The organism is Nonomuraea sp. NPDC048826, from assembly GCF_043198225.1.
Lineage (GTDB): Bacteria > Actinomycetota > Actinomycetes > Streptosporangiales > Streptosporangiaceae > Nonomuraea.
Map to the genome: position 1 here is coordinate 354,917 of NZ_JBICUQ010000005.1, position 22,644 is coordinate 377,560.

21 protein-coding genes and 1 tRNA gene are annotated in these 22,644 nt (G+C 72.6%); 7 read left to right on the forward strand and 15 right to left on the reverse strand.

Translation table 11 applies throughout. The features are described 5' to 3' along the window. Positions 1-90 precede the first annotated feature (90 nt). Positions 91-1,107, forward strand: a complete 1,017-nt coding sequence (locus tag ACGFI7_RS19995) for a saccharopine dehydrogenase NADP-binding domain-containing protein (protein ID WP_393406318.1) — start codon at positions 91-93, stop codon at positions 1,105-1,107. Positions 1,108-1,161: 54 nt separating this feature from the next. On the opposite strand, the gene ACGFI7_RS20000 is transcribed toward ACGFI7_RS19995, so the two are convergent. Beyond that, complete coding sequence (locus tag ACGFI7_RS20000) at positions 1,162-1,752, reverse strand: TetR/AcrR family transcriptional regulator (protein ID WP_393406320.1); 591 nt, start codon at positions 1,750-1,752, stop codon at positions 1,162-1,164. A 63-nt stretch (positions 1,753-1,815) separates the two neighbouring features. Here ACGFI7_RS20000 and ACGFI7_RS20005 point away from each other — a divergent pair, with 63 nt between their 5' ends. The 4 genes from ACGFI7_RS20005 to ACGFI7_RS20020 are packed head-to-tail and all read left to right on the forward strand — an operon-like array spanning position 1,816 to position 4,846. After that, entirely contained in the window at positions 1,816-2,733 is a 918-nt protein-coding gene (locus tag ACGFI7_RS20005) for a carbohydrate kinase family protein (RefSeq protein ID WP_393406323.1), read from the forward strand. Between the two features lie 25 nt (positions 2,734-2,758). Continuing rightward, on the forward strand, positions 2,759-3,973 hold the full coding sequence (locus ACGFI7_RS20010) for an aminotransferase class III-fold pyridoxal phosphate-dependent enzyme (protein ID WP_393406326.1): 1,215 nt from the start codon (positions 2,759-2,761) through the stop codon (positions 3,971-3,973). 30 nt (positions 3,974-4,003) lie between these two features. Continuing rightward, on the forward strand, positions 4,004-4,279 hold the full coding sequence (locus ACGFI7_RS20015; protein ID WP_393406329.1) for a 4a-hydroxytetrahydrobiopterin dehydratase: 276 nt from the start codon (positions 4,004-4,006) through the stop codon (positions 4,277-4,279). Between the two features lie 27 nt (positions 4,280-4,306). After that, positions 4,307-4,846, forward strand: a complete 540-nt coding sequence (locus tag ACGFI7_RS20020; RefSeq protein WP_393406331.1) for a superoxide dismutase — start codon at positions 4,307-4,309, stop codon at positions 4,844-4,846. Positions 4,847-4,962: 116 nt separating this feature from the next. On the opposite strand, the gene lat is transcribed toward ACGFI7_RS20020, so the two are convergent. The 4 genes from lat to ACGFI7_RS20040 all read right to left on the reverse strand — a co-directional run bounded on the left by lat (position 4,963) and on the right by ACGFI7_RS20040 (position 9,113). Beyond that, positions 4,963-6,243, reverse strand: coding sequence for an L-lysine 6-transaminase (lat, locus tag ACGFI7_RS20025; protein WP_393406333.1), 1,281 nt, complete (start codon positions 6,241-6,243; stop codon positions 4,963-4,965). Positions 6,244-6,309: 66 nt separating this feature from the next. Further along, complete coding sequence (locus tag ACGFI7_RS20030) at positions 6,310-6,852, reverse strand: HdeD family acid-resistance protein (protein ID WP_393406336.1); 543 nt, start codon at positions 6,850-6,852, stop codon at positions 6,310-6,312. Between the two features lie 60 nt (positions 6,853-6,912). Then, entirely contained in the window at positions 6,913-7,557 is a 645-nt protein-coding gene (locus ACGFI7_RS20035) for a hemolysin III family protein (protein ID WP_393406338.1), read from the reverse strand. A 20-nt stretch (positions 7,558-7,577) separates the two neighbouring features. Continuing rightward, a complete protein-coding gene (locus ACGFI7_RS20040; RefSeq protein WP_393406341.1) occupies positions 7,578-9,113 on the reverse strand; it encodes a penicillin-binding transpeptidase domain-containing protein in 1,536 nt (511 codons plus the stop codon). 26 nt (positions 9,114-9,139) lie between these two features. On the opposite strand from ACGFI7_RS20040, the gene ACGFI7_RS20045 reads away from it, so the two are divergent. Further along, positions 9,140-9,985 carry a spermidine synthase gene (locus tag ACGFI7_RS20045; protein ID WP_393406343.1) on the forward strand — a complete coding sequence of 282 codons (846 nt, stop codon included), beginning with the start codon at positions 9,140-9,142 and terminating at the stop codon, positions 9,983-9,985. Between the two features lie 47 nt (positions 9,986-10,032). Here ACGFI7_RS20045 and ACGFI7_RS20050 read toward each other — a convergent pair whose 3' ends face one another. The 8 genes from ACGFI7_RS20050 to ACGFI7_RS20085 all read right to left on the reverse strand — a co-directional run bounded on the left by ACGFI7_RS20050 (position 10,033) and on the right by ACGFI7_RS20085 (position 18,926). After that, a complete protein-coding gene (locus ACGFI7_RS20050) occupies positions 10,033-10,218 on the reverse strand; it encodes a LuxR C-terminal-related transcriptional regulator (RefSeq protein ID WP_393406345.1) in 186 nt (61 codons plus the stop codon). Positions 10,219-10,415: 197 nt separating this feature from the next. Then, positions 10,416-10,491: transfer RNA gene (locus ACGFI7_RS20055), tRNA-His, on the reverse strand. 68 nt (positions 10,492-10,559) lie between these two features. Continuing rightward, positions 10,560-11,153 (reverse strand): oligoribonuclease, encoded by a 594-nt coding sequence (orn, locus tag ACGFI7_RS20060; RefSeq protein ID WP_393406347.1) that lies wholly within the window; start codon positions 11,151-11,153, stop codon positions 10,560-10,562. Between the two features lie 70 nt (positions 11,154-11,223). Then, positions 11,224-12,603 (reverse strand): DUF2510 domain-containing protein, encoded by a 1,380-nt coding sequence (locus ACGFI7_RS20065; RefSeq protein WP_393406349.1) that lies wholly within the window; start codon positions 12,601-12,603, stop codon positions 11,224-11,226. A gap of 37 nt (positions 12,604-12,640) precedes the next feature. Beyond that, positions 12,641-14,044 carry a hypothetical protein gene (locus ACGFI7_RS20070; protein ID WP_393406352.1) on the reverse strand — a complete coding sequence of 468 codons (1,404 nt, stop codon included), beginning with the start codon at positions 14,042-14,044 and terminating at the stop codon, positions 12,641-12,643. A gap of 21 nt (positions 14,045-14,065) precedes the next feature. Continuing rightward, positions 14,066-15,706, reverse strand: coding sequence for a protein kinase (locus tag ACGFI7_RS20075; RefSeq protein WP_393406354.1), 1,641 nt, complete (start codon positions 15,704-15,706; stop codon positions 14,066-14,068). 110 nt (positions 15,707-15,816) lie between these two features. After that, positions 15,817-18,201 (reverse strand): protein kinase, encoded by a 2,385-nt coding sequence (locus ACGFI7_RS20080; protein WP_393406356.1) that lies wholly within the window; start codon positions 18,199-18,201, stop codon positions 15,817-15,819. A gap of 86 nt (positions 18,202-18,287) precedes the next feature. Beyond that, a complete protein-coding gene (locus ACGFI7_RS20085; RefSeq protein WP_393406359.1) occupies positions 18,288-18,926 on the reverse strand; it encodes a pyridoxamine 5'-phosphate oxidase family protein in 639 nt (212 codons plus the stop codon). A gap of 67 nt (positions 18,927-18,993) precedes the next feature. Between ACGFI7_RS20085 and ACGFI7_RS20090 the strand changes: the two genes are divergently transcribed. After that, the gene (locus tag ACGFI7_RS20090) at positions 18,994-20,379 is read left to right on the forward strand and encodes a PLP-dependent aminotransferase family protein (RefSeq protein WP_393406361.1); all 1,386 of its coding nucleotides are present in this window, start codon (positions 18,994-18,996) and stop codon (positions 20,377-20,379) included. On the opposite strand, the gene ACGFI7_RS20095 is transcribed toward ACGFI7_RS20090, so the two are convergent. Together ACGFI7_RS20095 and ACGFI7_RS20100 are read right to left on the reverse strand one after the other, a co-directional pair. Then, a complete protein-coding gene (locus ACGFI7_RS20095; RefSeq protein ID WP_393406363.1) occupies positions 20,366-21,490 on the reverse strand; it encodes a DegT/DnrJ/EryC1/StrS family aminotransferase in 1,125 nt (374 codons plus the stop codon). The genes ACGFI7_RS20090 and ACGFI7_RS20095 overlap by 14 nt on opposite strands. A gap of 7 nt (positions 21,491-21,497) precedes the next feature. Continuing rightward, the gene (locus ACGFI7_RS20100; RefSeq protein ID WP_393406365.1) at positions 21,498-22,580 is read right to left on the reverse strand and encodes a GNAT family N-acetyltransferase; all 1,083 of its coding nucleotides are present in this window, start codon (positions 22,578-22,580) and stop codon (positions 21,498-21,500) included. Positions 22,581-22,644 lie beyond the last annotated feature (64 nt).

A 22,644-nucleotide genomic window follows, 5' to 3' on the forward strand; every position in this document is an offset into this window, starting at 1 on the left:
ATGTAGTCGGTCGTCCGAAATGCGGCAACGATGTTGACGAGAGGCGGAATCGAACCTAAGTTCGAAACTCCACTCCTGGAAGGAACGCGCATGACCATCGCGATCTACGGGGCCAACGGCCACACCGGCCGCCTGGTCGCCGCCGAGCTGCTCGCCCGCGACCAGGACATCGTCCTCGCCGGGCGCGACGCCGACGCCCTGCACGCGCTGGCCGGCGAGCTGGACTCGCCCCGCGTACGCGTCCACCGGGCGGCGCTCGACGACCCCGACGCGCTGCGCGAGCTGACGGCCGGCAGCGAGGTGCTGATCCACTGCGCGGGCCCGTTCACCCGCACCTGCGAGCCGCTGGCCCTGGCCGCCGTGGCGGGCAGATGCCACTACATCGACCACGCCATCGAGCCCAAGCCGGTCAAGTGGCTGTTCGAGACCATGCAGGGCCCGGCCGGCGAGGCGGGCGTGGTGATGATCCCGCAGCTCAGCTTCTACGGCGGCCTGGCCGACCTGCTCGCCGCCGCCGCGGCCGCCGGGCTGCCCGCCGTGGACCGGGTGACGGTCGGCTACTCGATCACCGGCTGGCGGATGACGCCCGCCGCGGTCAAGACGGCCGAGCTGCTCATCGGCGAGATCGACCGTGTCACCTACACCGGCGGCGCGCTCCGCGTGGGCCCGGTCGACATCCGCAACACCGTCTACCCGTTCCCGCCGCCCGTCGGGCCGCGCTCCATGATCGCGCCGTTCCCGTCGGGCGAGATGGTCACCATCCCCCGCCACGTGCCCGCCCGTACGGTCGAGTCCCAGCTCACGGCGAGCACGTTCGAGGAGGAGCAGATCTTCACCAGCCAGGACGCCGCGCCGGAGGAACGTGCCCGGACCGCGTTCATGGTGGCCGTCCAGGTCGTCGCCGAGGGTGGCGGCGGGCGCACCGCCCACCTGCGGGGCGGCGACATCTGGTGGGTGGGCGCGCTGGCCTCGGCCGATGCGGCGGTGCGCCTCCTCCGCGGCGAGGGCCCCGGCAAGGCGGGCGTGCTGGCCACGGCGGAGGCGTTCGAGGCCGAGCCGTTCCTGCGCCGGATGGCGGCGCTGGGCGCCTTCGAGCTGACGCTCTAGAGGCCCGTCGAGCTGACGCTCCAGAGCCCGTCGAGGTGCTGCCGGGCCGGTGCTTCAGAGCCCGTCGAGGTGTTGCAGCAGGAGGCGCTCCAGGTCGACGCGGCGCAGGCGGTCGGGGTAGAGCAGCAGGTGCAGGCTCAGGCCGTCGACCAGGGCGAGCAGGTGCTCGGTGACGTCGTCGAGGTTCTGCCCGGTGGTCAGCTCGCCCGCCTCCTTGGCCTGGCCGAGCAGGTCGCGCACGGCCGCGCGCAGCTCGCCCGCCTCCGACCGCTGCACCTCGGCCAGCCGCTCGGAGGCCAGGCTGCGGCTCCAGAAGCTGACCTCCAGCCGGGTCTCCTGAGTGCGCTCGGCGTCGAGCGGCAGGTTGTCGAGGAGCAGCTCGCGCAGGGCGGCCAGCCCTGAGACGCCGTCGACCTTGCGGGCCAGCCGGTCGCGGATGCGCTGGTGAGACTGGCGCAGCGCCGACAGCAGGATCTCGTCCTTGTCGGTGAAGTAGTGGGCCAGCACGCCGTTGGAGTAGCCCGCCTCCTTGGCGATGGCGCGGGTGGTGGCGGCGTCGATGCCGTCCCTGACGATCACCCGGCGGGCGGCCGACAGCACCTCGCGCCTGCGCTCGTCGTGGTCCACGATCTTCGGCACCGGCATGCCCCCTTTCGCGTTCGCTCCAGCATATTGACTTTTTAGTCGGACGTCTGTCTATTTAAACCCATGACCGTCGTCACCGTCGGCGTGCACATCGTCGACATCCTCGCCAGGCCCGTCTCGCACATCCCCGACGGGCAGGACACCGTCCTCGTCGACGAGATCCGGCTCACCGCGGCGGGCTCCGCCGCGGGCACCGCCGTCGACCTGGTCAAGCTGGGCAACGAGGTCGTCACCATGGGCGCCGCGGGCGACGACGAGCTCGGCGACTTCCTCGTCGCGGTGCTGGCCAAGCACGGGGTGGACGTCTCCCGCCTGGCCCGCAGGGCGGGGGAGCGCACCGCCGCCTCGATCCTGCCGATCCGGCCGGACGGCGGGCGTCCCAGCTTCCACGTCCCAGGCGCCAACCTCGGCGTCACGCTCGCCGACCTGGACCCCGAGGTGCTGCGCCGGGCGCGGGCGATCCACCTGGGCGGCATGGACGTCACCTTCGCGCTCGCCGACCCCGCGTTCTTCGCGCTGCTCGACGAGGTCAGGGCCGCCGGCACGGTGGTCACGATGGACCTGCTGTCGGAGATGCCGGACCTGCTCGGCATGGCGCGGGCCTTCCTGCCGCACGTCGACTACGTGCTGCCCAACGAGAGCCAGGCCCGGCTGATGGCGGGCGCCGACGGGGTACGGGAGGCCGCCGAGGCGCTGCTGGCCGACGGGCCGCGCGGCGTGCTCGTCACCCTCGGCGAGGCCGGCAGCCTCGTGGTGACCGGCGCGGGCGCCGAGCAGGTGCCCGCGATCAAGACCGAGGTGGCCGACACCACCGGCTGCGGCGACGCGTACTGCGCCGGGTTCGTCACCGGGCTGCTGCACGGCCAGGACGTGCCGGCCGCCGCCCGCTGGGGCACCGCCGCCGCCTCCCTGGTGGCCACCGGGCTCGGCTCCGACGCCGGGCTGACCAGTCTCGACGCCGCGCTCGCCCTCCTCGACTGACCGATCCACACCCAGGAGTCCTCCGATGACAGACGCCGAACTCCGCGCGCGGGCCGCCAAGGTCGTCCCCGGCGGCATGTACGGACACCTCAACGCGGCCATCTTCGCCCCCGGCTACCCCCAGTTCTTCGAGCGGGCCGAGGGGTGCCGGCAGTGGGACGCGGACGGGCGCGAGTACATCGACTTCATGTGCAGCTGGGGCCCGGTCGTCCTGGGCCACCACGACCCCCGGGTCGAGGCGGCCGCGGCCCGCCAGGCCGCGCTCGGCGACTGTCTCAACGGTCCCGGCGCGATCATGGTGGAGCTGGCCGAGCTGCTGGTGGACACCATCCCGAGCGCCGACTGGGCGATGTTCTCCAAGAACGGCACCGACGCCACCACCCAGGCGCTCATGGTCGCCCGCGCCGCCACCGGCCGTACCAAGGTGCTCCGCGCGCACGGCGCCTACCACGGCGCCGACCCCTGGTGCACGCCCTCCACGGCGGGCACCACCCCCAACGAGCGGGCCGACCTGGTCGAGTTCGACTACAACTCGCTGGAGTCGCTGGAGGCCGCCGCGGCGGGCGCCGACGGCGACGTGGCGGCGATCATCGTGACGCCGTTCAAGCACGACTCGTTCGAGGACCAGGAGCTCGCCGAGCCCGCCTTCGCCCGGGGCGCGCGGGCGCTGGCGGACCGGATCGGCGCGGCGCTGGTGATCGACGACGTGCGCGCGGGGTTCCGCGTCGACCTGCGCGGATCGTGGGAGCAGTACGGGGTGCGGCCCGATCTGACCGCCTGGTCCAAGGCCATGGCCAACGGCTACCCGATCGCCGCCGTCACCGGCACGGACGCGCTGCGGGGCGCGGCCCAGACGCTCTACACGACCGGGTCGTTCTGGTTCTCCGCGGTGGCCATGGCGGCGGCCAAGGCGACCATCGAGACGCTGCGCGACACGGACGGCATCGCGGCGATGGAGCGGGCCGGCACCCGGCTCAGGGAGGGGCTGGCGGCGCAGGCCAAGGCGCACGGTTTCGTGATCAACCAGACGGGCCCGGTGACGATCCCGTGGCTCAGCTTCGACGGCGACGCCGACCTGTCGGTGGCCCTGCACTGGAGCGACGCCTGCCTCAGGCACGGCGTCTACCTGCACCCCTGGCACAACTGGTTCATGTCGGCGGCCCACACCGAACAGGACGTGGCCCGCGCCCTGGAAGGCACCGACCGGGCCTTCGCCGAGACCCGGGCCCACTTCGGCTGACAGGCGGATCCGGGTCTCTACAGTAGGAACATGGACGTCGAGCAGAAACTCCGCGAGCTGCCGGCCTGGCGGCGCGAGGGAGACGAGATCCGGCGCACGATCACCGCTCCCGACTTCCCCGCCGCCATCCGCGTCGTCGACGAGATCGCGGCCGAGGCCGAGGCGCTCAACCACCACCCCGACATCGACATCCGGTGGCGCACCCTCCACCTGGCGCTGACCACGCACGACCAGGGCGGTCTGACCGAGCTCGACTTCACGCTCGCGGCGCGGATCGACGCCATCGCCGCGAAACACGGTGCGTAGCCGGTCGGTTACTGATATGAGTGGGGCATGCCGACACGCCTGCCCGTCCTGCTGCTCGTCCTGCTCGCCGCCGGCTGTGGGGCGAGCCCGCCCCAGCTCGCCCAGCCGGCCGGCCCGCCCGCCACGACGCTCAACGGCGGCGGCGAGTTCACCGCCGACGGCGACTCCGCGATCCGCTACGACCGCAAGCTCGTGCCCGGCGGCGCCCAGGCCAGCGTCACCGCCGAGTCGTCCGGCGGCCAGACGATCACCTCGCTCGTGGTCGAGGGCTTCCTGCCGCGCCGCGCCTACGGCGCTCACCTGCACACCGCGCCGTGCGGCAAGGCGGCCACCGACGCCGGGCCGCACTACCAGCACCGGCCAGGCCCGGCCAGCGCCGACAACGAGATCTGGCTCGACCTCAAGACCGACACCTCCGGCACCGGCCGGGCCACCGCCCGCCACCCGTGGGGCTTCGACCCGGCCGCGCCGCCGCGCTCCCTGGTCCTGCACGCCAAGCCGACCGAGACGAGCGGCCCCGACGCGGGCGACGCGGGCGACCGCATCGCCTGCCTGACGATCAGCTAGCGTCAGCCGTCGCCGGTCGGGTCGCCGGCGATCACGCAGGCGACGGGCGGGAGCCTCTCTCGATCAGGCCCACGAGGACGCGCACACGCGGGCCTGATCACTCCGTCTCCGCCCGGTCAGGGCGCGGTCTCCAGCAGGGTGGCGAGGGCGTCGAGGCCGTGGTCGACGTCCGACTCGGGGATGTTGAGCGCCGGGCGCAGGCGGACCGACCGGGGCCCGCACGGCAGCACCAGCACTCCCGCGTCCTCGCGCAGCCGGGTGATCAAGGCGTCCCGGTCCGCCGGGGTCGGCAGGTCGAAGGCGCACATCAGCCCGCGTCCCCGCACGCTCGACACGGTCTGCGGATGTTCGGCCTCCAGCTTGGCCAGCCGCTCCAGGATGGTGGCGCCGAGGGCGCCGGCCCGCGGGATGAGCCCGTCACGCTCGACGATCTCCAGGATGCCGCGGCTGCGGACCATGTCGACCAGGCCGCCTCCCCAGGTGGAGTTGATCCGGCCGCTCCGCTCGAAGACGTTGCCGGGCACCTCGTCCACCCGACGGCCCGCCATGATGCCGCCGACCTGCACCTTCTTGGCGAAGGCGACGATGTCAGGCTGCAGCCCGAGCTGCTGATAGGCCCACGCGGTGCCGGTGGTGCCGCCGCCGGTCTGCACCTCGTCGAGGACGAACAACGCGTCGTGCTCGTGGCACAGCCGCTGCATGGCCTGCAGGAACTCCGGCCGCATGTGGTTGTCGCCGCCTTCGCCCTGGATGGGTTCGGCGATGAAGCAGGCGATGTCGTGCGGGTGCCGTTCGAAGGCGGCGCGGGCCTGGGCCAGTGCGTGTTCCTCGGCCGCCTCGACGTCGCCGGCGTGGATGGCGGGCACGTCGATGCGCGGCCAGTCGAAGGTGGGGAACCGTTCGGTCTTGACCGGGTCGGTGTTGGTCAGGCTCAGTGTGTAGCCGCTGCGGCCGTGGAAGGCCTTGGTGAGGTGGAGCACCTTGGCACCGAGCGCGGGCGAGCGGCCGGCGGCCTCGTTGCGGCGGCTCTTCCAGTCGAACGCGGTCTTGAGCGCGTTCTCCACGGCCAGCGCGCCGCCCTCGACGAAGAACAGGTGGGGCAGTTCGGGGTCGCCGAGCACTCGGGTGAAGGTGTCGACGAAGTCGGCCAGGTGCTCGGTGTACATGTCGGGGTTGGCCGGCTTGTTCCTGGCGACCTGGCCGAGCAGCCGGGTGAAGTCGGGGTCGAACGGCGGGTTCACGCCGAGCGGCGCGGAGGCGAAGAACGTGTAGAAGTCCAGGTAACGGCGCCCGTCGCGAGCGTCGACGAGCCAGGCGCCCTGGCTGAGCTCGAGATCGAGGACGAGTCGGTATCCGTCGACGAGCAGGTGGCGGGCAAGGCGGGCGTGAACGTCCATGTCTCCTCCGCGTTGAGCCGTGCAGACCGTATATTCCCCACCGTAACGCCGATGTATCCGTAAAATTTACGGATTCGCACTCGATGGGGCGATTTTCTTCAAGTGCATGGCCAGCACGATCAGCGCGATCCCGTACAAGATCGCAAAAAGCCCGATCAGCCAGACGAGGCTGAGCATCCCCGCGGCGGGCCAGATCAGGAGCAGCACGCCGAGGAGGACGGACAGCGCGCCGCCCACGATGAGCATCCACTCGTTGGCGATGACCTTGCGGAGCTGGATCCCGTCCACGATCTCCGCGATCCCCGAGAAGATCGCCCAGAAGGCGATGACGTAGAGCAGGGCGAGCGAGGTGATCCCCGGCCAGGCGAAGGTGATGAGGCCGGCCGCGATCCCGAGGACGCCGACCACCACCGCCCAGACCCGCGAACGCACCTCGTGGCGGAACGCGCTGAAGATCGCGATGACGCCGTTCACGATGGCCCACGCGCCGAAGAACGTGACCAGCACCAGCAGGGTGATGCCCGGCCAGATCATCGCCAGGACGCCGAAGATGACGGCCGCGATGCCCCGGACGAGCGGCAGCCACCAGGTGCGTGCGAGGTGTTCCATTCCTCCCTGATGTCCCCGCTTGCCGTCGGGGCACCTCCCGGCACGGTCAAGAATGGGCGATCATTGGGAGTAGACCACGATCGACACCGCGATGTACTGCACGAGGTAGGCGGCCAGGGTGAAGGCGTGGAAAACCTCGTGATAGCCGAACCACCGGGGCGACGGGTCGGGCCGGCGCAGCCCGTACACGACGGCCCCGGCGCTGTAGAAGACGCCGCCGACGGCGACCAGCACCACGGCGGCCACCCCGGCGCCCTCCAGGAGCTGGGGCATCACGAAGATCGCGGTCCAGCCGAGCGCGAGATAAAGGACGGTGTAGAGCCAGCGCGGCGCGCCCATCCACAGCACCCTGAACAGCACGCCCGCCAGCGCGCCGCCCCAGGTGACGCCGAGCACGGCGGCCTGTGCGGGGCCGTCGAGCGCGAGCAGCGCGAACGGCGTGTAGGTGCCCGCGATGATCAGATAGATGTTGGCATGGTCGAACCGGCGCAGCCACTCGGCCAGCCTGGGGCCGAGCGTGCCGCGGTGGTAGGTGGCCGAGATGCCGAAGAGCAGCCCCGAGGTGATCGCGTAGATGGCCGAGGCGAGCCGGGCCTGGAGGGTCGGGCCCAGCGCCACGAGCAGGATCCCGGCGACCAGCGTCACGGGCAGGGCTCCCGCGTGCAACCACCCCCGCAGAACGGGCTTTATGGAGATCGTGGTCATATAACCTACGGTACCGTAGGTTAGAGCCCGTTCAGGAACCGGGCGGCGATCGGCACCGCCGCCGTCCCGCCGGATCCGCCGTGCCTGACGAAGACGCAGAAGGCCAGATCGCCCCGATAGCCGATGAACCACGCGTGCGGGGCCCCGTCCGGGACCTCCGCCGTGCCGGTCTTGCCGAAGAGGTCGGCCGGCAGCCCTCCGCCGCCGGCCGTGCCGTGGTCGACGACCGCGCGCATCATCGCGCGCAACCCGTCCACCACCCCCGGGTCCAGCTCCACCGGGTCGGGCGCGGGGCCGTCGAGCATCCGAGCGGTCCGTTCAGGGACCAGCCTGGGCGACCGCCAGGTGCCGCTCTGCACGGCGGCGGCCACCGAGGCCATGCAGAGCGGGCTGGCCATGACCGTGCCCTGCCCGATGGCGTCGATGGCCCGCTGATCGGGGTCGTCGGTCTCCTCGATCTTGCCGCAGAACCCGTCCGCCCCGGTGGGCAGCGGGCGCCCGAACCCCCACTGCTCGGCCGTCTCGCGCAGGTCCGAGCCGTCCAGCCGGCCGAGCGCCTGCTCGATGAACGTGGTGTTGCACGAGTAGGCGAACGCGTCGATGAAGGAGACGGTCCCGCGCGCCACCTCGCCGTCGTTCCGGAAGACGCTGTGGCCCGGGACGGTGTACGTGCCGGGACACGGCACCCGGTCACCGGGACCGAGCCCGGAGCTCAGCAGGGCCGCCGCCGTGATGACCTTGAAGGTGGAGCCGGGCGGGAAGACGTCCTTGAAGGCGCTGTAGTTGTCGCGCAGCCGGTCCGCCACCGCGAGGATCTCCCCGGTGCTGGGCTGCACCGCCACGATGGCCGCGTCCGTCCGGGCGTCCAGCGCCCGCGCGGCCGCCGCCTGGGTCGCGCGCGCCAGCGTGGTCTTCTGGCTCTTCGCCTCCGGCACCGCGCGCAGCAACTCCTGGTCCGGTTTGCCCGGCGCCTTGGCCACCAGCACCCAGCCGATCGCCTCGGTGTCCTCCCGGTCGTCGCGCAGCGGCACCAGGTGGGCGTCGGCGTAGCTGTTGTGCGGGATCTTGTCGCCTTCCCGGGTGACCAGCTCGGACGGGGACGCGAACACCTCGGCGAGGTGGACGGTGCCGCCGTCCTTGAGCAGCGGGTGCAGGACGTCGGGCTGCCAGAGCACCTTCCACGCATGGGCGCGCACGGCCAGCCGGAGGGTGCCGCTGAACGGCCACTCGCCCAGCTCCTCCAGCTCCCTGACGCCGCTGAACGCCACCTCGGCCGTCTCCTCGCCGGTGCTCCTGACCTCTCCCGGCTCCAGCCGCAGCCGCTCCACCCCGAGGGCCCCGCTCATCGCGTCGTGCCGGGCGCGGAAGTCGGCGGGGGGCTGGTCGACCAGGCGCGACATGGCGGCCACGTCACCGTCCTCCCACGCCTGGAAGTACGCGGCCGCGGTCTCGGCGGGGCTGCCCTCCACGCCGCCCGAGGCCCAGACCGCGAAGGTGGCCGCCGCGATGACGGCCAGAACCGCGCCTACGACCACAATCAGCCTTCTGCGTCGCATACGGTTTCTCCCAGGAGGAGATGAACGTGGCACGTGGACAGAGGGAACCGATGCCCGGCCAGTACCCCGTGAGCTTCGGCGAGGTGGAGCTGCTGCGGGATCTGGACAGGCAGGACGGCTGGGTGCTGTCCAAGGATGGCGTACCTCAGTCCTACGTGGACCTACAAGACCCGACATTTCTGGAATTCGAATATGTCCGGCTCATGGCCGACGTCATCGACCTGCTCGACGAGGGCCCGCTCAGCTGCGTGCACGTGGGCGGCGGCGCCTGCACCATCCCCCGCTACGTCGCCGCCACCCGGCCGGGCTCCCGGCACATCGTGATCGAGCCCGACGGCCTGCTGGTCAACCTGGTCCGCGAGCAGCTCGACCTGCGCTCCGTGCCCAAGCTGAAGATGATCATCGCCGGCGGCCGCGAGGGCACCGCCAAGGTCTGGGACGCCTCGGCCGACCTGGTGGTGCTCGACGCGTTCACCGGCGCCACCATGCCCGTCGAGCTGGCCACGGTGGAGTATCTCGGCGACATCGCCCGCGTCCTGCGCCCCACCGGCACGCTGTTGATCAACCTGGCCGACGGCAAGGGCCTGGCCTTCGCCAGGCGCCTGCTCGCCACCGTCACCGGCGCCTTCCGCCACGTCGCGCTCATGGCCGAGCCCGGCGTGATGCGCGGACGCAGGTTCGGCAACCTGATCGTCGCGGCCTCGCGCGCCGAACTGCCGCTCGACGCGCTCACCCGCCGCGCCGCCGGCGGCCTCACCCAGGCCAGATGCGTGCACGGGGAAGCGCTGGCGAAGTTCGTCGCCGGCGCCGCCCCGATCAAGGAAGGCGACGCGGTGCTCGCTCCGGTGCCCCCGCCCGCGGTGTTCGGCTAGGGCCCGGAGCGGGCGCCCAGGCGCGGCTCAGGGCCGGCGCGCCGGGATCACTCGGTGGAGCGGGAACGCCAGAGGCCGATGGCGCGGACGCGGGAGTCCACGCCGAGCTTGGCATAGATGCGGTTGACGTGGTTCTTGACCGTTTTCTCGCTGAGGAACAGCCGCTGGGCGATCTGGCTGTTGGACTGTCCTGTCGCGATCAGGTCCATGACCTCGGCTTCACGTTTGCTCAAGGACGTGAACACGCTATCGAACGCTGCGTCGTCGACTCTCATCCGGCCTCCGGGGCGGCAGACGGTCAGATCGCCGAGTCCCCCCGACCAACCGGCGTTAGCGGTAGACAGCGAGCATAACTCGCATTGACATGTTTTTGGGGAGTTGCCGGAAGAAAACGGCAACGGCCGGTCCCGAAGGACCGGCCGTCAGCACCTGGGGTGAGTGAAGGGACTTGAACCCTCGACATCCAGGACCACAACCTGGCGCTCTGCCAACTGAGCTACACCCACCATTGGTGCCGCCCGCGTGGACGGCACAGGAAAAGTGTAGCGGTGTTCGGGACTCTTCACGCCACCGATTAACCGCTGACACGCTCCGCGAGTGTCCGAGCCGTCGCCGAGTCGGGCCCGGGCTGACCGACGAACACCGCGGCACGATAGTAACGCAGCTCCCTGATGCTCTCCAGGATGTCGGCGAGAGCCCTGTGGCCGCCCTGCTTGCCGGGCGCGGCGAAGTAGACCCGTGGATACCAGCGCCGCGCCAGCTCCTTGATCGACGACACGTCGACCATCCGGTAGTGGAGATAGGCGTCGACCGCCGGCATGTCCCTGGCCAGGAACGTGCGGTCGGTGCCGATCGAGTTGCCGCACAGCGGGGCCTTCTTCGGCTCCGGCACGTGGCGGCGGATGTAGTCGAGCACCAGCGACTCGGCCTCTGCCAGCGTGACCCCGGTCGCCAGCTCCGGCAGCAGCCCCGACGCGGTGTGCATCTCGCGGACGACCTCGGACATCTGCTCCAGCGACTCCGGCGGCGGTTTGATGATCACGTCGACGCCCTTGTCGAGCTCGTTGAGCTCGCTGTCGGTGACGACGCACGCCACCTCGACGAGCGCGTCGCGCCCGAGGTCGAGACCCGTCATCTCGCAGTCGATCCAGACCAGCGAATCACTCATGCGTTCTCCTCGCCGCAGCGGCTCGGAGTGACCCGCCCGCTTGCTTGTGCCACCAGCCTAGTGCCACCGCTCAGGCGGGCTTGAGCGAGCTCACCACCTTGTCCACGACATCGGTGCCGAGGTTGTCGGGCACCGACACGAAGACGAGGGCCGGCCGCTCGCCCTCACCGCGGTCCATGAGCACGACGGCGCCGTTCTCCTTCTTCCATTCGAAGCCCTTCTCCTCCGAGATCTCGGTGAAGTCGAGCTCGTACTGCACCAGCCACGCGTCACGGTCGCCGATCTTGATCGCCTCGTCCTTGACGATCTTGCTGGTGTGCTTGAGCGAGTAGAACCTGTTGTTGAAGTCGGTGTAGACCGCCTTGGCCGACAGGCCGATCCCGTCGACCCCCTGATAGGGGTAGCGCTCGCTGAGCAGCCCGGTGTAGACGTTGCCGATCCAGTCGGACTGGCCGTCGAACCGCTCCTGCGACGTCTTCTGCACGCCGCTGCTCCACAGCTGGGCCCCCGGCTGGGTGCTGTTGATCTCCGCGGACTTCGACGCCTCCCAGCCCTCGGGCACCTCGTACGAGACCTTGAGCTGGGGATCGGTGACCCGCCCGTCCACCGGCTGCGGGAGCTCGCCGGAGGACTGCGGCGGGTCGGTGGAGGGCACCGGGTCCGGGTCGGGCTCCTCGGTCTGCGGCGGATCCTCCGTCGGGGCCTGGGTCGTCGGCGTCGGCGCGGCGACCGGGTCGGCGGCGTTGTTGACGAAGACGATGCCGGCCACGACCAGGATCGCCAGCACGAGCACCGCCGCCGCCCCGCCGATGATCCACGGCGTCGGGTTGCTCTTCTTGGGCGGGGCGCCGTAACCGGCCCCGCCCCACGGCGCCTGCTGCCCGTACGGGGTCTGCTGGCCATGCGGCGGTTGCTGCCCGTACGGAGCCTGCTGGCCATAGGGCGGCTGCTGGCCGTACGGGGCCTGCTGCGGACCGGACTGACCGTAAGGGCCGGACTGACCGTAGGGGCCGGACTGACCGTAGGGGCCGGACTGACCGTAGGGGCCGGGCTGTCCGTACGGCTGCGGACCGGAGCCGCCGGGCGGGGTGAAGGAGGGCTGCTGGGGACCGGAGGCGCCCGGCTGGCCGTACGGGGCCTGCTGCGGGCCCGAGGGTCCGTACGGGCCCGGCTGTGCCGGCGCCGGCGGCCCGCCCTGCACCGGCGGCTGGCCGTAGGCGAGCGTGGGGTTGGCCCCCGCCGAGGGCCAGTCGGGCTGCTGGTCGCCGTGCTGCTGGTGCGGGCCGGACGGCTGCTGGGGTCCGGAAGGCTGCTGCGGCGCCGGCCCCTGATCCGTCGGGCCCTGCTCCATCGGGTGGGTGGCGTCGGTCCACTCGTCGCCGTCCCACCACCGCAGTTGGGGAGAGCCGTACGGGTCGGGGTACCAGCCCGCGGGGGTCTGCGAGGTCATGCACGTCAGCGTAGTAAACAACCGCTTTGATGTGCATTCAGCACTTGTAGGTGAAGGTCGTCTTCGCGCTGCGGGCCGGACCGGGCGAGAGCACCTTCAGCGTGACCGTGGCCTTGGCGGTGCGTTCGCCCTGGAGCCGCCACGTCAGGTCGACGTCGTAGGAGGTGGTGCCGGAGGTGGCGCGCAGGGTGCCTTCCTCGACGTCCTTGTCGAGGTTCATCCGCCACTCGTAGCGGATGTCGCCGACCCCGCCGTTGGTGGTGATCGTGCCGGAGACGAACGCGTCGCCGTCGCAGCCCACCGTCTTCTCCGACGCGCTGACGGCCAGCCGCTCCACCGTGACGGGCGGGGCGTCGCCGCCGCTGAGCCGCAGCCAGGCCAGGATCGCCCCGGCCATGACGGCCGCGAACACCAGCGCCGACACGATCGTCCGGCGGCGTCGCGCGCGGACGGCCGCCTTGCGCCCGCCCCGGCCGGAGGGAGCGCCGTCGCGCCAGATCCGTTCGGCCGCGGTCTGCGGCGGGGCCGCCTCGACGCCGGGGCCGAACCGCATCGCCTCCCCGCGGCCGGGACTGGGATGGGTGGTCGCCCGGCCGGCGTGCGCGGTGTGGCGCGCGCTCTCACGGCCCTGCGGGACGTGCAGCAGGGTGACGATGTCGCCCTCGTCGCGCTCCTGCTCGATCTCGGCGGACCTGGCGTACGCGGGCGGCTGCGCGAACACCGACTGGCCGCGTGCCGCCTGCGCCAGCCGGTCACGGGTGAGCATGCCGCCGGGCAGCGCGTGCGACTCGGCGAGCAGGCCGCTCCTGGCGGCCGCCAGCCCGTGGGTGGTCGCCGTGGCGGCGGCCCGCTCGAACATCGCGGCGGCCTGCGGCGCCTGGCGCTGGCAGGCGCCGGCGAGGCCGCGCGCCAGGGCCGCCCAGCCGGACACGTCGCGGTCCGGCGGCGAGTTCTCCCCCCGGATGGCGTCGGCCAGCCCGCGCTCCGACAGCAGCGCGGCGCCGTCGGCCGTGACGACCACCGTGCCCGGGTGCACCGAGCCGTGCGCCACCCCCGACGCGTGCAGCGCGAGCAGGGTCTGGGCCGTGTCGGCCAGCACCGCCGCCGCGCCTGACGCCTCCACCGCGCCGGACGCCAGCAGGCTCGACAGGGTGGGGGTGACCGCCTGGCCGGTGAGCAGCCACACCTGGTCACCGGCCGCCACCACGTCGGCGACCGGGATCAGCCCGCCCAGGCCGCCCATGACGAGCTGCCGGTCGGTGAGCACCGCCGCGACCACGCGGTCACGCACCCCCGGCAGCTCGATGATCCGCGAGTCGAACAGCAGTGCCCCGGCCCTGCGGCCGTCGGGCGAGATCGCGTCGATCCAGTTGCCCAGCTCGGTGATCCACGTGTGCTCGGTCAGCCGGAACCCCGCGATCCCGTGTCTCGGTTGGCTCATCGCCGTCTGCCCCCCGGAGCGTCAGCGCTTCCTGCGGTGACGCCCCGCCATGCGTCGCCTCACCGCCAGTGTGACGGGTACCGCGCCGGACGTCACCAGTCCGAGCCCCAGCAACGCGGCTCCTTCGGTGATCTCCGGCTCGGGCGTCCTGGTGATCCTCGGCGGCTCCTCGTCGGTCGAGGTCTCGCTCGGCGTGGGCGTCGGCTCCGAGGACGGGGTACGCGTCGGCTGCCTGGTCGGCCGGCGGGTCGGCGCCTGGGTGGGCGCGGCCGTGGTCCGCGTCGGCTGGGCGGTGCCCTGGTTGTCGGTGCCGGCCTTACCGGTGAGCTGCGGCTCCGGCGTCTCGGTCGGCGTGGCCGAGGGGGTGCGCACCCTGGTCCTGGTCGGCCGCGGCGTGGGCTTGCGCGTCTTGCTGGGCCTGGCCGTGGGGCTGCGGGTGGTCGGCTGGGCGATGGGCGCGGCCGTCTGGGTCTGCGGCGGCGTCGTCTCCTCAGGCGTGGGCGTCGGCTCCTCGGGCGTCTCGGTCTCGACCGGGTCGAGCGACTCGGTCTCCTCCGGTTCGGCCGTCGGGGTGGGCGGCGCGACGGTGGGCGAGGTGGTGCTGGTCTGCGCGCGCAGGGCGGTGTCGCCCTTCCACGGGTTGACCAGGACGACCGCCACGGCGATGGCCACGCCGACACAGGCCGTGGTGACCGCGGCCTTGGCGGACACCTTGCTCAGCAGCTTGGCCGGGCCGCCGAACCGGGTCTCGGCCAGCGTGGTGATCGCCTCCGCCGGCGCCTCCGGCGGCATCGGCCACAGGAGCAGGAGCAGGCCCGCCAGCGACGCCAGCCGCCGCCTGCCGCGCTCCTCCCAGTCGTCGCCGTACGCCTCGCGGGCGACGGTCTCCAGCTCCACCAGGAACGCGTCGGCGGACTCGGGCCGGTCGATGGTGTGCTTGGCCAGCCCCCGTTCCACCAGGCCCTGCAGAGCCGGCGGCACCTCCTCGACGGGCGGCGGGGTGGCCTGGTGCTGCCGCGCCAGGGCGGCGAGGTTGGTCGCGCGGTACGGTCGGGCGCCGGTGAGGCACTCGAAGAAGACCACGGTGGCCGCGTACACGTCGGTCGTCGGAGAGGCGGGCGCGCCCGACCACTGCTCCGGCGCCATGTACGGCGGCGTGCCGGCCGCGCTGGCCCCGACGCCGGCGGCCACGGCGATGCCGAAGTCGACCAGCTTGCTCTGGCCGTCGCCCTGGACGATCACGTTCTCCGGCTTGTAGTCGCGGTGCACGATGCCCATGGCGTGCGCCGCGGCAAGGCCCTGTAACGAGCCCTTCAGCACGGTCAGCGCCGCCTCGGGGCCGGTCGGCCCCTCCGAGCGGAGCAGCTCGCGCAGGGAGACGCCGTTGACCAGCTCCATGACGATGGCCGCGCCGTTGCCGGTCTCGACGTAGTCGATCAGCCTGGCGTTGTGCGGGCTGCGCATCGCGCCCAGCAGCCTGGCCTCCTGACGGAACCTGGCCACGAAGCTGACGTCGTCCCTGAGCCGGTCGGACAGGTACTTGATGGCGACCTCGGCCCCGTCGTGATCGCGCGTGGCCAGGACCACCCGGCCGGCGGCGCCGGTGCCCAGCTCACGGACCTCGGTGTAACCGGGGACCCCCCACCGCTCATCGCCGTACATAGCGGTCTCCTCTACGGTTTTCCGGGCCCCCACCCTCAACAGACGGAGCGTAGCTTAACTGGCGTTTCGCTATCACCGGCAGCAGTTATCCGAAATCGGAACAGCGCAGGTCAGTCGATCTGCGGTTGCGGAGTCTCCGTGACCTCCGGTTCGCAGGCCGGCAGCTCGCCGCCGCGCTGCGAGACGCCGTTGCCCGCGCCGGGCCGGGTGCTCGCCCGTACCAGCCAGGACGACCCGCAGGCGGTCTTCACCGCGACCCTGAGCGTCCTGGAGTACGAGGTCGCGCCGGACAGGGTGAGCTGCCTGGTGCCGGCGAGCCGTCCGCCCTGGTAGAACCCCACGACGAGGCGGACCGGCCGCTGGTCGCCGGTGGTCACCGCGACCGTGGCGGTCATCCCGCCCCGGCCCGCCACGGCGCGCACGACGGAGACGCTCTTCACCTCGACGGGGCAGACGACGGCGGCGCGGCCGGTGGCGGAGCGGCCCCCGGCGGTCACCCGCACGGTGACGGTGGAGCCGCACGGGCGGCTACGGAACGCGTGCCGGAAGGTCCTCACGTACGAGGTGCGCCCGGACGCGTTCGCCGACCGGGTGGCGACTTGGTCGCCGTTGACCGCGAAGGCGGCCGCCACCGGCACCCCGCCGGTGCCGTCGGTGCGCACGGACACGGTGGCCCGGGCGGTGGCGCCCGCCATGGCCAGTCTCACCCGCAGCCCCGTCACCTCGGTCGGGCAGGGCGGCACGCTCACGGCGGCCGTCGCGTCGCCGCCGCGTGCGGGCGGGTCGGAGACGACGGTGAGGGTGACGTCCTTGCCGCAGGGGCGCTCGCCCAGGTCGTGCGAGACGGTGCGGGTGTAGGTACGGGCGTCGCCGAGCCGTAACCGCTCGGTGTGCACGGCCTTTCCTGCGACGCGCCAGGTGGCGCGGGCGGTGATCGGGCCGGTGCCGGTGGCGTCGACGGTGAAGGCTCCGGCGGCCACGGCGCCCCGGACGACGAACCCGCTCACGGTCAGCGAGGACACCGCGGTCTCGGGCGGCGCGCTGGTGACGGGGTCGCTCGGCGTGGGCGTGCCCGTGGTGGGCGTGCTCGCGGTGGGCGTGCCCGTGGTCGGCGTGCTCGTGGTCGGGGGGCTCGTGGTGGGGGTCTCCGTCGGCGTGGTCGGCGGAGAGCTGGTCGGCGGCTCGGACGTCGTGGGCGGCGCCGAGGTGCTGCCTGTTTCCGGCGGGTCGGTGCGCGGGGCGCCGGGGCCGGTCGTGCGCGGGTCGGAGAAGCCGCTGGTGACGACGGCCGGGATGTCGCTCGTGCTGGGCGGGGTCCGCGTGGGCTCGCCGACGGTCGGCAGCCGGCCGAGCACCGGGTCCCGCTCGGCGGTCGGATCCGAGACCGGGCCGAGGGTCGGCTCGGGCGTCTGCGCCGGAGGCAGGGACGGCGTCAGCGAGGGCGGGTCCGTGGGCGCGGCGGCCACCGGGTTCAGCCGGGTGGGCGTCTCCCTGTTGACGGCCACGACCACCACGGCGGCGCTCACCACGGCGGCCAGCCCGCCGGCCATGGCGACGCGCAGCGCCTTGCTCCGCGCTCCCCTGAACGCCGTGTGGGCCAGGGTGGTGGTCACCTGCGGGGCGGGCTCGGGCGGCTCGGGCAGCAGCAGCCCGAGCAGCAGCACCAGCGCCGCCAGCCGCCGGCGGCCGCGCTCCTCCCAGTCGTCGCCGTAGGCCGCCCTGGCGACCGCCTCCAGCTCGGCGACGAACGGCTCGGCGCCCGCCGGCCGGTCGGCGGGGTTCTTGGCCAGGCCGCGCTGGATCAGCTCGCGGACCGGCTCCGGCACGTCGTGCGCCGGGACCGGGGCGTGGAGGTGCTGGTAGCCCAGCACGCTGGGCTCGGACGAGCGGTAGGGCCGGTGGCCCGTCAGGCACTCGAAGAACACGGCCGTGGCCGCGTACACGTCGGTCGCCGGGGTGGCGGGCCCGCCGGACCACAGCTCCGGGGCCATGTACGGCGGCGTGCCCTCGGCCCGGGTCGCCTGCCCCTGCTTGACGGCGATGCCGAAGTCGACCAGCTTGCTGTGGCCGTCCTCACGGACGATCACGTTCTCCGGCTTGTAGTCGCGGTGCACCAGGCCGAGCGCGTGCGCCCGGGCCAGGCCGAGCAGCGAGCCCTTGAGCACCACCAGCGCCGCCTCGGGCCCGGTGGCGCCGCTCTCACGCAGCAGCGCGCGCAGCGGGACGCCGTTGACCAGCTCCATGACGATGGCGGCGCCCTGCGGGTCCTGGATGTACTCCCACAGGGTGGCGACGTTCGGGTCGCGCAAGGTGGTCAGCATCCGCGCCTCGGAGCGGAACCTGCCCAGCGCGGCCGGGTCGCGTCGCCACCTCTCGGAGAGGTACTTGATCGCGACCTTGACGCCGGTCTCCTCGTGCACGGCCAGCACGACCCGGCCGCTGGCGCCGGCGCCAAGCTGCCTGATCTCCGTGTAGCCGGGTGCGCTCCACTCCATATGTCCGCCTCGTTGACAGGGTGGCCCACCTGATGAGACGCGTGATCTAGAGAGCGAGTTTGCCAGGTTCGCCCTGGTTCATGGAACTACTTTCTGTCACTTATGTGAACAGGTATGCCGATTCCGTCGGGGAGCACCGGATCCGGCACCGGGTCGCCCCAGGCGGTGACCACGGGAAGCACCCCGGCCCACACGGGAAGCGCGTAGTCGTCGTCCTCGTCGGAGGGCGGCCCGCGGCGGATCTTGACCGACGCCTCCTCCAGCGACAGGGCCAGCACGGCGGTGCCGGCCAGCTCCTTGCGGTCCGGACGCCGGGCGTAGTCCCACTGGCCCGGAGCCAGCTGCTCGCTCAGCGCCCGCAGCCCGGTGAGCCGCTCCTCCTCGTCCGTCACCAGCCTGGCCCGGCCGAAGACGAGCGCGGAGCGGTAGTTCACCGAGTGGTGGAAGACCGACCTGGCCAGCACGATGCCGTCGAGGTGGGTCACCGTCACGCAGACCTCGTTGCCCGCGGCGGCCCGGAGCGACCGGGCGCCGGTCGAGCCGTGCAGGTAAAGGGTGTCGCCGACGCGCCCGTAGCCGGTGGGCACCACCATGGGGTAGCCGTCCGCCACCACGCCCAGATGGCAGATCAGGCCCGTGTCGAGGACCTCGTACAGATCGTCCCTGTCCGCGCTGGCGCGCTCCTTGGAGCGGCCCAGCCGGGTGCGTGCGGTGGTGGAGAGCATGACGCGACCGTAACCGTGAAGTGGACCTATCCTGGAGAGCCACTATCAGTCCCTTCCCGGAGACCACTTGCGCGCTCTCGTCGATCTCCCCATCTCCCTGTGCCGGGAGTCCGAGGTGCCGCTGATCGTCCAGCTCGCCGCGCGGCTGCGCGAGGCCATGCTGTCCGGCGCGCTCTCGGCCGGTGAGCGGCTGCCGTCGTCACGCGGGCTGGCCGTCCAGCTCGGGGTCAGCCGCACCGTGGTGACGGAGGCCTACCAGCAGCTCTACGCCGAGGGCTGGCTGGAGGGCCGGCACGGCTCGGGCACCTTCGTGGCCTCGCTGGAGACGCCGCCGGCCGCCCCGGCCGCGCCGGAGCCGTCCGCCCCGAAGATGGCGCGCAGGGAGCGGCCCGGCGACGAGGTGATCAACCTGACCCCCGGTCACCCCTGGGTGCGCGACTACGACGTGGCCGCCTGGAGACGGGCCTGGCGCAAGGCCGCCGACCTGCCGCCCGGCGACTACCCCGACCCCTACGGCCTGCCCAGGCTCAGGGAGCTGCTCGCCGGCCACCTGCGCCGCACCCGGGCGGTGGCCGTCGGACCGGAGAACATCCTGGTCACCCGCGGCACCGGCAACGGCCTCGACCTGTGCGCGCAGGCGCTGCTCGGCCCCGGCACCCGCGCGGGCGTCGAGGACCCCGGCTACCAGGTGGCGCGCACCGTGTTCGCCGCCAGGGGAGCGGAGGTGCTGCCGTGCCCCGTCGACGAGGACGGGGTGATCGTCGACGGCCTGCCCGACGGCCTGCGCGTCCTCTACACCACCCCCGCCCACCAGTACCCGCTGGGCGGGCGGCTGCCGATCCCGCGCCGCGAGCGGCTGCTGTCGTGGGCCAGGCGCACCGGCGCGACGGTCGTGGAGGACGACTACGACGCCGAGTTCCGCTACGACGTCGCCCCGCTGCCCGCGCTGTACGGCCTCGACCCGTCGCGGGTGGTGCTGCTGGGCACCCTCTCGAAGTCACTGGCCCCCGACGTCGGCGTCGGCTGGCTGGTCGGCACGCCCGAGCTGCTCGACCGGATCGCCGCCATCCGCCGGGCCGTCTCCGACCGCACCAGCGGGCCGGTCCAGCAGGCCGTGGTCAACCTGCTGGAGCAGGGCGACCTGGATCGCCATCTGCGCAGGATGCGGCTGGAGTACGCGCGCAGGCGCGCCGTGGTGGTGGAGGTGCTCGGCGCGGTCTGCCGGCTGCGCGGCGACACCGCCGGGCTGCACGTGCTGGCCGAGCTGCCGCCTGGCCTGGCCCCGCGGATCATGGAGCGGGCGCGGGAGCGTGGGGTGCTGCTCGACACGGCCGAGCGCCACCATCACGGGCCCGAGCGGGTGCACGGCCTGGTCATCGGGTACGGGTCCGCGTCGCTCGCGCAGGTGCGGCGGGGCTGCCGGATCCTGGCAGAGATGATCAAGGAAGGCTGAGCGCGGGCGCCGGCTCCAGCTCGCGCAGCACCGGCAGCGCCCGGCGCGCGTAGAGCGGATCGACCGGGAGCACGTGGCGGGCCCACCAGCGGGCCGGCTCCGGGTCGGGCGACGGCACGGTGACCCCGGGCGCGTAGTCGTCGTACGGCGGGTCGTAGAGGTAGCCGGTCGCCACCCCCTGCCTCTCCAGCCCGGCGATGGCCGCGTCGCGGTCGTCCACCAGCATCGGCACCCTGAACAACGGCTGGTCCAGGTGCTCGCGCACGGCGGGGGCGGCGATCGGCAGGTCGGCCAGCAGCGCGACCCCGGCCAGCCGGCGCTCGCGTTCGCGCGGCACCTTGGCCACCCGCCTGGTCTGGTACCACCGGGACAGGCGGCCCCGCGCGGCCCGGTAATCATGCAGGTCGGCGCGGACCCACGGGTCGAAGGTCGGCAGGGAGGGGGCGTACGGCAGCGCCTCGGCCAGCTCGCGGGCCAGCAGCGCGATGCGGTAGCCGTCGCGCTCCTCCTGCAGGCGCAGCGCCCGCATGAGCCACAGCGCGGGCCGCACCAGGTCGAGCCGGAGCGCCGCCTGGCGGGCCATCGAGGTGGCCACGGAGACCAGCTCCGCCCGCCACGACCCCGGCTGCAGCAGGGCGTCGCGGGCCCGCTCCAGCGCCTTCAGGTCGGCGAGGTCCGCCACGGCCAGCACCCCGCCGGCGCCCGCCCCGGCGTGCTTGGACAGGCTGAACACCCCGGCCGCCCCGAACGTGCCGAGCGGCCGGCCGCCGACCGAGGTCTCCATGGCGTGGGCGACGTCCTCGACGAGCACCTTCCCGGTGAACGCCGTCACCTGGTCGGGCAGCCCGTACAGGTTGGTCGTCAGGACCGCGTCCACCGCCGAGAGGTCGGCGCGGGCGGCGTCGATGTTGCCGTCACGCGGCGACAGCGGCGCGATCACCGGGCGCAGGCCGGCGGCGAGCACGAGGAAGAGGATCTCGTCGGCGGAGACCGGCGACATGAGGAGCCGCTGACCCGGCGCGCACCAGTGGCGCAGCGCCAGGTAGAGGCCGAGGCGGTTGGACGGCAGGCACAGGCAGTGGCGTCCGGTGCGCTCCTCGATCAGCTTCATGGCGGGCTCATCCTGCCAGGGTCGCCCGCAATCTTCCGAACGTCTTGAGCGCCTTGTCAGCGGTCTTGTGGAGCACCGGATGAGCCAGCACGGTGGCCCTCGCCTTGCGCGCGGGCACCCGCATCATCCAGTGGACGCCGGCCGAGGGGCCCGGCCGGGCGAGGCGGCCCTCGGCGACCGTGAACTCGCCGTTCTTCAGCTTCTCCTTGTACTCCTTCGGGCCCCGGCCCATGTCGATCACCTGGATGCCGGCGGCCGCGGCCTTCTCGGCCATCGCCAGGTGGTGGATGAGGCCGGGGGAGTACTTGGCGAAGTCGGTGTCGTAGGCGGGGAACCAGCCGGCCAGGGTGGTGCGGGTGCGGACGCCGAAGTGGCCGGCCACCGGCCGGTCGCCGACGTACACCATGTCGAGCACCCCGGCGAAGCTCTCGGACCGGGTCGCCTGCAGCCGCTCGACCAGCTCGACGATCCACCGCTGGGAGAACCGGTCGGTGCGGCCGGTGCGGCGGTACTGGTCGGTCTTCCAGCCGAGCAGCGTGTGGAGCGGCGCCGGGTCGGTGATCGCGTACTCGTGGCGCACCTCGCCGGCCTCGCGTCCCAGCTTGCGCGACTTGGCCAGGGTCGTCTTGTAGGTCTTGCCGGAGTTGGCCCGCAGGTAGTCGGTGTAGGGGCCGAAGCCGGCGCGCAGGTCGATGATCGGCGAAGGGTAGGTCTCGTAACGGGCGCCCAGCAGGGGCTGGCCCATCACCAGGTGGTCGAACTCGTAGACGCTGAGCCCCGCCTGCCGCAGCAGCCGGTAGGGGGCGAGGTCGAGATCCTTGGCGTAGACCATGCCCTGCGCGTCGGTCAGCCCGGCGGCCACGGGCTTCCCGATGCCCAGCGGGTGACGCTCGAACGGGAAGAACCCCACGATGTCGGGCCCGTCCTGCAGCACCGCCACCCGTACGGTGTCGCGAAGCGTGCCCACGGTCAGCGTGAACTCGGGAGAAAGAAACGGGTTGTCGAACGCCGGATCGCTGTCTTGCAACGCGCGCCAGCGGCTTACTTCGGCGTCTCCCAGCTCTCTGGGATGAGCGAGGGTGACCTGCACTGTGCTCCTACGGTCGACATGCCTCAGGCGGCAGACATGTGGATGCTCACTTTATCGTCCCAGG